This window comes from Gammaproteobacteria bacterium, from assembly GCA_016765075.1.
Taxonomy (GTDB): Bacteria; Pseudomonadota; Gammaproteobacteria.
The window spans coordinates 1-8,359 of record JAESQP010000042.1 but is presented as its reverse complement, the minus strand read 5'-3'; the positions used below and the strand labels follow the sequence as shown (position 1 = coordinate 8,359).

Sequence of the window (8,359 nt, the reverse complement as noted above, 5' to 3'; positions counted from 1 at the left end):
TGGATTAAGGTGTAACGTGACTTTCTTTCAGTGAGCGAAACAATCGCTTGTTGATGGCCTTTGCCAATGATCGTATCAAGCTCCCAGTCGCCAATACGAGAACGCTTATCGACAATTGCTGGGCGCTCAGATGTGTTAGTTTTGCAAGGGTGCATTACGACAAAGTAGCTAAGACTAAGTTGAAATTTATGACAAAGTTGTTGTTATTGAATGTTAGCAATTGGATAAGTAGACTCTAACCTAGAGTAATTGGGAATTTAGGAGTGTCCGAGAATGCTAAAAATAAAGCTAGCAGTAATATTAATGGTTTTTTTGCTATTAACTGGGTTTAAATGGTTGGATAGTAAAGAGGAAAAAGGGACAGGAATTGGTGGAATTCTTGGTGGTGTCATTGGTAATAAGTTAGGTAAAGACAAAAATAAAGAGTTATGGACGATTGTAGGAGTCGCTGCGGGTGCTTTTATTGGCAACCGAATTGGTAAAAACCTTGATCAAAAAGATAAAGAAAAATTGGCTGAAGCGACGATTAAAGCAGCCGAAACAGGCGAAAATCAAGAGTGGGAAAATACTGAAAGCGGCAAAGTAGGCCAAGCAAAAATAGTTCAAGCTAGTGTAGATACTGACACAGATAAGAACTCGAATTGTCGAGAGATTGAGCAATCGGTAGCGTTGGATGATGGTTCCGTCGTTACAGAAAAAGTGAAAGCCTGTAAAGGTGAGGATGGTAGTTGGGCAATAATATAGTGCGCAGTAACGCATAAATTAAGTTCGACTTGATGCTATCTCCCCCTATTCCTGTCATTGCCTAAGTGGGTACACAAAACCAGTATGTCTATGCGTATTAGAGGTTGCTTTTGGTTTGTTATGTTTAGCGTTCTAGTGTTCTGTTCTTTGTTGACTAATGCAAGTGCGAAGAATAGAGGGAGCCTGGGTGCGCAGCTTGCGAGTTACGAATATAAGCTTTGTGCTAACAGTGGCTGTGATACAGAGCAGTTTGTAAAAGGGCTAGTCGTAGGGAAACTTGATAAGTCAGGGGCGTTATATTTGGCTGGGCTTAGAACAGGCGATGTAATTGTGAAAAGATTCAAGCCTGGCAAAGTTCTCTTCTACGAAGAAAAGAAGGCATTGGAAACCAAGATATCGAGTGATTTAAACATATTTGCCAGGCAGTTTAAGTCTTTAGGTGTTGGCGATACACTTTATTTGGGTTATTACGTTCCTCAATCTGATGACACCAAGAACCTATACTGGCAACGCCTTAAATACGCTAAAGTTGTTTTAAAAGAGCCATTGATAAACAATAATCTTGTTAGTCATAAAAGGCGATTCGATGTTGAGGAACTATTGCAGACTGAGAAATTATCTTTTTCTGCCAAGTACGCGTTGTCGATTGCTCGGATGCCGACTGGCTCTGCTGAGGTTAGAAGTTTAAAAGAGTATGCTACTGGAGGCCAATATGACTGGGGGGAAGGTGTTAGCTCTCAATATGATCTTAAAAATTCTATTTCTAAAGACGGCGTTTGCGCAAAACACGGTAGTTGGCCAGCAATACCGAAATTGACTTACCCGAGTGGTTATGTTCCAGCTGGTGCTATCAATCCAGATCAGCTTGAGTTGCGGACATCTCGAGATCGTTATGGCCGTACTTATGGTAACGGCGCAAACGCTGCTAAAAGTTTAGCTAATGGAAGATTGTTCTTTGAAGAAGTATTGCGTACGCTTACTAAGTCGAGTGATGCATTTTGGGCAGCTTATGATAAAGGGGTTTACGATGAAAGTCTTAAGAATGAATACGCGTACTGGCTATACGAAGGCAAGAAATACAATCTTGGTGGGCGTGCACCAAGAACAGCGTTAGATGTTTTCACTAATATTGCTACGACAAGTACGCGCGGTAAGTTTTCATATCACATAGTCCCGGCGATAGATCGAGATACTTACCAATTTCTAACGAACTCTAAATGCAGCCCGATAAAATCAAAATATCGGCCTGAGGAGGATGCTGCTGTTAAATTAAGAGATATTTATGATAAGACAAGTAGTGCGGTGTTATTTCGATACGGTTCTTTAAAGGAGTATCTTGAGAAAAAAATCGATTATAAAAAAACAAATTATAAGTTTGCCTTTGATTTTTCGAAAGATTGGGGCCGGACTGATATATCAGGTGTAAGAGAATGCTTAAGGGCGGCAATCACATTAAATGTGGGTCAAGATGTTTGTGATACGCCGCTGTTTTTGACAGTAAAGGCCAATAAAATGAGCTATCCAATATTTGGCTCAAAAAGAGTTAATAGCAATCCATTCAAACTTGATGTGTTACATAGCTATATAGATTCAATCAGTGCTAACTTAGCGAATTCATATTCACATATCTCTGATAAATGTAGGAGTGATAATCGCAATATATTGAAATACCTGTTCTATACAAATCCCGATATAAATCTGTCAGCCAAGTATGAGCCAGTGTGCCCTAACACTCCGGTTGCAGATTATTTGGTGAGCAATAAGTTTGGTTATGAAGTAGAAAAACTGTTAAGTGAAATTATTCTTGCTGAAAAAACTGAATTTTCAGACCGAAAATATTCACAACGAATTAATCCGTGGGAACATATGCCTCGTTTCGCTGGGCCGTGGATAGGGAAACACTGGAAGTCAGAAAATGTCAAATAGACACTATTTCTATTAGCTTGATATTTATAATGGCAATAAATAATAAAAAATTAATTTTTGGTGTCTTGCTTCTGTTGTGTTGTTTGTTATACCAAAATGTGGTGTGGGCAAAAAAAATAGCGTCGCATAACGGGTTTACCGCACTGTTGGGCGATGATTATTCCTGCGCCGAATCAGTGGATGTGACTATCGAGTCTAAATCAAGAAAAACGTTTAAAAAAAAACCGAAAGCCTTTGCAAAAATAGTTGCGCTGGTGAGGATTGCCATTTCAATTGACTGCTCTTCTGTCAAACACATTAATATAGTGGGGAGCCATTTAGGAAAAACCTTGTTGCAAACGCAAATCAGCAAGGCTGAAAAATGGCGCCTCACACTTAATGATGATGGTACGAAGAATAACTATATCGATAAGTCCTCCGATTATGGGTTTGCTATGGTTGAATTGCCTGGGGGGGAAGCATTTATGGGCTGTGTCAGCAAAGTGAAATGTAATAACTCACACAGCTTATCTATTTGGACTATTGTGCCAGTGTCGCCGTTCAAAATAAGTAAATATGAAGTGACCTATGGTCAATGGAGCTCATGTGTTGCTGATGGTGTATGTAAAGAACACGGATATATAAAACGTAAAGAAAAATATAAAAATAGGCTTCCCGCGAATTCAGTTAGTTGGGACGAAGTAACTCATAGTTATATTCCATGGCTAAATAAAAAGACAGGAAGAAATTATCGCTTACCAACGGAAGCTGAATGGGTGTACGCGGCAAGAGCAGGGACTAAGACGAGATTCCATTGGGGGGATGAAATCACAGAAAAAGTTGCTTGCCTGGGATTAATTAGGTGCCGTAGCTCGGTGCCGGTAGGTAGTTATAAGCCAAACGCGTTTGGTTTATATGACATGATAGGGAATGTCGATGAGTGGGTTCAAGATTGCTGGAATACATCCGCATCGAGTGTTGTCGATAGGTGTGACAGAGTGCTTCGTGGTGGTAGTTTCGCAGGTTATGAACATCAATTAGGCTTGTCTTTTCGCTTGAAAAAATACCAGGGTGGAACAGTAAGCAGTGCTGTCGGCTTTCGGCTTGCAGAAGACGTTGCGCATACAGATGATTATCAAGTATTTTAACTGATGAAGTGAGTTAGTTGATGAAGTTTATAAAGTTAGAAAGTGTTGTTTTACTAGTATTATTACTATTTATCGCTATCTTTCCTGCGCATGCAATGGCACAAGTGCTTGGCAAGCATGGCCCATTTACTGCGACCTTACCCCAAAATTATAAGTGTTCAGAAACAGTTACAGTAAACATCAAGTCTAAATCAAAAAGTGCCTTTAAAAAGAAACAAAAAGATTTAGCGAAAATAGTAGGTCTAATACGCACCGCACTAGCCTTTGAGTGCCCAAAGGCGAATGAAATCCAGTTGGTGGGGTTACATAAGAAAAAGCAAATATTACAGACACAGATTGCTAAGCGTGATAATTGGCGGTTGAATCTCGCTAAAAATAAGTCATCAAAAGCTAAAAAGAAACTGGAAAATGCGAAGAGTAATCAAGTAAAAGTGGCTACTAGCGCTCTACCAGAGCTTTATCGCATTCCAACACTTAAGCATCGCGTTGATCCTGAAACATCAGACTATTTATATGAGTACAAAGGTTTTACATTACAAGTAGAAAAAAACCACTGTGACCGAACGCTTGTTAAAGACAAGAAAAGGAGTCTAGCGTACGCGATATTGAGTCATCCACAGGACGCGCATTTGCTTTTTAATGCCTCGAAAGAAAAAATTAATCTTGTCCAGAATGTGATATCAGTGTTGCTGGAAAATGCTGTGATGGATGCGGATAACCCACAATTTAATCGCAGCCGATACTGCGGTATTGAATCTAGAGGTACTTTTAATAGCTCTTCTTTTAATTTGTTCTACAAACAAGGGGTTGGAGGTAGAAATGAGTGGGTGACTAGAAAAACATTTTGGCAAATACGTCGTACCCGTGACACGGCAGGTACAAAACAATTTTTAAAGGCTGCCAGAGCTAATATAAAAAGTAAAATAAGTAAATCTGGCAGTAATGATCTGGTTGGGAAGGGCTATGTTGGTTCATGGCTGGAATATGAAGATGAGAAGCTAAAGGTCTATACGGCACAGAAAAAGGCAAGTAGGACGCTTGACTTGGTCTTTATGCATACAATAAATAATGACGAATCTATCTATAAGGCATCTAACGAATCTTTAACGGAAAAGAAAATAAGAACATACTTCTATTTGGAAAAAAATGAGTTTCAAAAGATTCAAAAAATCGTTGATATTATTGGTTTGCCAAACAGCTCATATAGCTTCGGTGATCAGGGGGTTAGAGTATTTCATTACGTCCAAAACTATATATCGCCAGAGATCATAAATGATCCTCATGGCGCAAATTCATATGGGGTTGAGAAACCGTTTGCCGTTCAGGAGTTAGAATTATATTGGCGAGATAAAGCGTACGTAAAGCCGGTGGCCACCTCTATCAACAGGCGTATCTACGTGCCACTAATACTGAGTGTGAAGGACGCAAAAACGTATGAAAAATACGGTAGCTTGGAGGAAGAAGCTATTAATAATCCATTGGCTAGTAGAGGCTTCCTCTCTGCAAGGCTAGCTCATAAGGGTGATGGTTATGAAGTATATGTCGCTAAAATTAAGCGAAAAGGGTATGCAAGTGTTTTGCCCCCATCGTTAGTGATTATTCATTCTAATAAATCCATTGAAGATACTATTGTTCCTCACGAAGAAGTACAACCCGGTTGGTTTAAGTACACTAAGGAATATGGGGATTTTATTATAGATCTAGCAAATAACTCATTTAGGGAAGATGATTTTATTAAAGACTCTAGAAAAGGGTTTCGAGTATTTCATTTTTTAAAAGATATGCCTTTAGAAAAAGTGGACTATGACGGAATCAAACGACCTTATATACATACCTCGTTTGGTCACTATGATAAACCTAAACCTCATTATGCCTATGGCGAAAAGGAACAGCACAATAAGACGGCAAGCTCTTTTCAAGAACTAATGCAGAAAAATGAAGCGTGGGAGAAGAGTATAGCATTGGAACAAAATGCAGAGAAAAATAAACTCTCAACGGGCCAGAAAAGTGCGATTAATAAAAAAGTTAATCAAGAGCGTGCTGACCTTTACGGCTATATATATAGAGGCGACTCGTATTGGCAGGAATACAGAACTTGGCGCGCAAAGAAATTATCTAAAAAACTGCAAGAACGCTTTAGAGGGAAGCAGCCAGATATAGCAGACTACTTTAATGGAGATGTGCAAAGTAATCTGAGGCATGATGGTAAATTAGCGTGGCCATTATTAAGATTTATTGAAAACACTGCGGATCAGTGCCCGCAAAACCTCCCTAAAGATCATGTTGTCAGGGAAATAGTGACAACGGAAACGAGTACAAGGCGTAATCGGTTTGGGCCAAATTCTGTAAGAACTAATGAGACAAGGCGAGCTGTAAAAATGTCTAAGCGCTTTTCTCGGTTATATGAAAAATACTTTCAAGTGTTGCAAAATGATAAAGCAAATCGTGCTGATAACTTTGCCATGAGTGCCCTTAATAATTTGTCGAATACCTCTATCAGCGATATCGCGGATTTTTCCACGATTCTTCAGGAGCCAATGTGGGCCGTTGATTGGATGTTTACTAAAGAAGGGTGTGATAGTAAAGCCTTGGTTCAGTTAGGTGAAAACATGGCGCGTCTTGGTGAAGGAAGGGCGTCAGTTCAGTCCGAGGGCTTAGCATACAATGGAACTAAAAAAACAGCAGGTGCTTCTAAAAAGCTAGCCGCATCTAATTTGCTTTATGAAGAATACAAAAGTGGTATGTTAACGCTGACTTACTCAAGTCTATCTAGTAAATGGGTTCCCAATATCGACGAAATGGTTAAGCATGCGAAGGCAAATTACCCACTGACATTTAGGTTCAGAGGCAGTGTTGAGGCGCCGATAAAAATAAAAGCCAAGGTTAGCAATGTTGTGGGTAATAATTCGCTTAAGGAGCTGGATATGACAGTGCCAGGTGAATGGACAGGGCAACTTGACTCGGATCTTTATCAGTTTTACTCGAATGGGGCTGCGCATGGTGATCCGGTTTTCGCGAAGCTGCTAGGCCAAAGGTCCCCTCGTTTAAGAATCGTTCAATGTTACTATCAAAATGGTTCTTATTACCCGTTCTGGTACAAAAGTTCGCCTACAGCCGCTGAATATAAAAATGCGCCAAGTTCACATATCTTTAAGGCGATTCAGCCGCCACGGAAGAACTGCCCGGAAACCTATGATGGACCGCATAACACTTTTGGGCATTTGAAGCCAGCTGGGTCGACTGCGGGTTCAGGATCAAGTTCAAGCTCAAGTCGCTTTCATTAGCCTATTGCCAGAAAAACGAGCTGAGAAAACCAATGACCAAAAATGAGCAATTAGGCCGAGCTATTGTTATAGCGTGTAATGCACATGAAGGGCAGTTTGATAAAGGAGGTAATCCCTATATCTTGCACCCGTTACACCTAATGGACCAATTGTTATTCGACAAGCAATTGGCAACCATAGCAGTGCTTCACGATGTGGTTGAGGATAGCGATGGCAAAGTGACCATTGCAACATTGGGTAAAGAAGGGTTTAGCGAAAGAGTTTGTGCTGCGCTAGATTTATTGACACATCGCAAAGGCGATGACTATATAGAAAGCTATATTAAGCGCATTTGTACCAGTTACGATGCGATACGTGTAAAGCGAAAGGATTTAGCACATAACTCAGACATCACTAGACTAAAAGGAATTACAGAGAAAGATTTGAAAAGAATGGAGAAATATCATTGTGCCTTTGTGCTGCTCACCGAGGCTAAACGCAATTTCGACCGCAAGTAGTGTAAAATAGCTAGATAAGTTTAAAGAGTGTTTTATTGGTGAGTTTGAGCTTCACTTTGTCGAACTATTAGAAGCAAGTTGTCATGCGGAGTAAGTATTTTTTTCTCACCAAGATAAATTGGTTGGCGCGATTCACGAAAATTATGTCGCGGAGCAAAATCAGTAGGAAGCGGCGTCGAAGAAAATTTGAGTAACGCTAGTTCTAGTTGGAAAAGTCTACCTAAGGGGCTTAAGGCTACTAACTGTAACTAAGCTGATTATCTCGATGTTAAATTATGCTTGTTAGGTTCAAAACAGAGAGTCAGTATGATAGGTGTTGCATCACTAATCACTGAGAGCACGATAGAAAAATTAGCAGAAGTAGAGCATGCAAGATAGCTAGTAGAAAAACAGATGGCAGAATAGCAGTTTACTGAGGGAGTAAAAGAAGTGCTAAACGTCTATCATTTCTATAGTCGCTTGGCAGCAACTAAGCGAAGAAGGAAAACGAAGAGATCGGGGCGCGATTATAAATTTACCAAATATAATTAGATTGCGTTCAGCGTTTAGTAGCTAAAAGGAAGAAGCTTTTATCTTGCCAAATAAGTAGCAAGTAATAGTTAATAAATATTTTTTCATTGCTGTCCCGTTAACTTTCCCCCGTCATTCTGGCCTGCGCCGGAATGACAGAGGAGTATTATTGGTTTTCATGTCTCTAGCACCTCAAAACAATCTAATCGCTAAGCATTTCGCCCATTGAACAGCGATATATTTCAAGTTAACGGGACAGCGCTGATACGGA

At 40.0% G+C, this 8,359-nt stretch carries 6 protein-coding genes; 5 read left to right on the top strand and 1 reads right to left on the bottom strand.

Going from position 1 to position 8,359, the window contains the following annotated elements; translation table 11 throughout:
• The coding region (locus tag JKY90_02535; GenBank protein ID MBL4851148.1) for an IS30 family transposase at positions 1–155 on the bottom strand (155 nt) is incomplete at its 3' end.
• A gap of 118 nt (positions 156–273) precedes the next feature.
• Here JKY90_02535 and JKY90_02530 point away from each other — a divergent pair.
• The 5 genes from JKY90_02530 (at position 274) to JKY90_02510 (ending at position 7,578) form a co-directional block, all read left to right on the top strand.
• Positions 274–744: a glycine zipper 2TM domain-containing protein gene (locus JKY90_02530; protein ID MBL4851147.1), complete on the top strand. Its 471-nt coding sequence runs from the start codon at positions 274–276 to the stop codon at positions 742–744.
• A gap of 84 nt (positions 745–828) precedes the next feature.
• Positions 829–2,670: a hypothetical protein gene (locus JKY90_02525; GenBank protein ID MBL4851146.1), complete on the top strand. Its 1,842-nt coding sequence runs from the start codon at positions 829–831 to the stop codon at positions 2,668–2,670.
• Positions 2,671–2,699: 29 nt separating this feature from the next.
• On the top strand, positions 2,700–3,797 hold the full coding sequence (locus JKY90_02520; protein MBL4851145.1) for a formylglycine-generating enzyme family protein: 1,098 nt from the start codon (positions 2,700–2,702) through the stop codon (positions 3,795–3,797).
• 20 nt (positions 3,798–3,817) lie between these two features.
• A complete protein-coding gene (locus JKY90_02515) occupies positions 3,818–7,081 on the top strand; it encodes a hypothetical protein (protein ID MBL4851144.1) in 3,264 nt (1,087 codons plus the stop codon).
• Between the two features lie 32 nt (positions 7,082–7,113).
• Positions 7,114–7,578: a hypothetical protein gene (locus JKY90_02510; GenBank protein MBL4851143.1), complete on the top strand. Its 465-nt coding sequence runs from the start codon at positions 7,114–7,116 to the stop codon at positions 7,576–7,578.
• Positions 7,579–8,359: the final 781 nt, after the last annotated feature.

Excerpts from the sequence above, each read along its gene's own strand:
- JKY90_02530 (MBL4851147.1), top strand. The coding sequence starts at position 274 with ATGCTAAAAATAAAGCTAGCAGTAATATTAATGGTTTTTTTGCTATTA.
- JKY90_02525 (MBL4851146.1), top strand. The coding sequence starts at position 829 with ATGTCTATGCGTATTAGAGGTTGCTTTTGGTTTGTTATGTTTAGCGTT.
- JKY90_02520 (MBL4851145.1), top strand. The coding sequence starts at position 2,700 with ATGGCAATAAATAATAAAAAATTAATTTTTGGTGTCTTGCTTCTGTTG.
- JKY90_02515 (MBL4851144.1), top strand. The coding sequence starts at position 3,818 with ATGAAGTTTATAAAGTTAGAAAGTGTTGTTTTACTAGTATTATTACTA.
- JKY90_02510 (MBL4851143.1), top strand. The coding sequence starts at position 7,114 with ATGACCAAAAATGAGCAATTAGGCCGAGCTATTGTTATAGCGTGTAAT.